At 47.0% G+C, this 1,158-nt stretch carries 2 protein-coding genes; both read left to right on the top strand.

The window, feature by feature from the left end; all coding sequences use genetic code 11:
* The coding region (locus tag T472_RS17945; protein ID WP_023863769.1) for a DUF6431 domain-containing protein at positions 1-524 on the top strand (524 nt) is incomplete at its 5' end.
* A gap of 47 nt (positions 525-571) precedes the next feature.
* Positions 572-1,158, top strand: a 587-nt coding sequence (locus T472_RS17950; protein ID WP_023388145.1) for a helix-turn-helix domain-containing protein, incomplete at its 3' end; no start/stop codon positions are given.

Here is a 1,158-nt window from a genome sequence, read left to right on the forward strand (position 1 = left end):
GGAAGGGGGAATCTCTCTTCGTAATGAGCCATGAGGTTAATTTTTGTCCTGTTTGCGGAGGGTCACTTAGGGTTATCGGTTCCAGGGGGAGAAGCTACGTTAAGACTAACGGCAATACAGTCAGGTTAGTCATTCGGAGACTTCGTTGCAACGAGGAAAAATGCAGCAAGATACACCACGAGCTGCCTAACATACTTGTACCCTACAAAAGGCACTGCTCATTGACCATAGAGAGAATAGTCACCGGTATAGGCATTGATTCCATATATGCTGAGATGTCGGCAATCAGGAGGATAAAGTTATGGTTCAGGGAACGCCTGGACTATATCTACGGAGAGCTTCTACACGCCCGTTCAAAACTTGATGGATTCTCCAAGCAATGCATAAAGGACCTTAGCAGTTCGAAGCTAAAGAGGATCCACAACCTGGTTGGAAGCAGTCCAGGATGGCTTATGCATGTTGTCCGGATCCTCGTTAATAACTCCAGATGGTTGCATACCCGAATGGTATATGTGTCCAGATAAGGTTGCCATAGAATTGTGTCATTAGTCTTAGAAATAGGAGGAATGACATGAGCAACAACAAGAAACCTGAGGACATAGCCACACAGAGGATGCTGTTACTATCGCCGCTTCTTGAGGAAGGTCTGGATAAGGGGCTGTTCAAAGAGCGAAAAGAGAAGATATGCCAGGAAACAGGCCTGTCGGAAAGAACCATACGCCGCTACATCAACAGTTACAGGGCACAGGGCTTTCAAGGCTTAAAACCCATGCAGAAAAAGTCCGGAAAGGAAGATGCGATAGCTGAGGAGGTGCTTAACGAAGCAATCAGACTGCGTCGTGAGGTCACATCCAGAAGTGTTTCTGAAATCATTCGGATACTTGAGTGGGAGAACCTCATAGAGCCTGGAACCGTAAAGCGAAGCACTCTCCAGGAGAAACTACAGAAGAGCGGTTACAGCAGCAGACAGATGGCAATGTACGCATCCAAGGGAATCTCAACAAGAAGGTTCCAGAAGAGGACAAGGAACAAGATGTGGCATTCGGACATCAAGTATGGATGCTACCTGCCCATTGGTGACAAGGGAAAGCCAAAGCAGGTATACCTTGTGACATTTCTGGATGATGCGACTAGAATGGTGCTGCACGCTGAGTTCTA

This window comes from Youngiibacter fragilis 232.1 (assembly GCF_000495435.3).
Classification (GTDB): domain Bacteria; phylum Bacillota; class Clostridia; order Clostridiales; family Clostridiaceae; genus Youngiibacter; species Youngiibacter fragilis.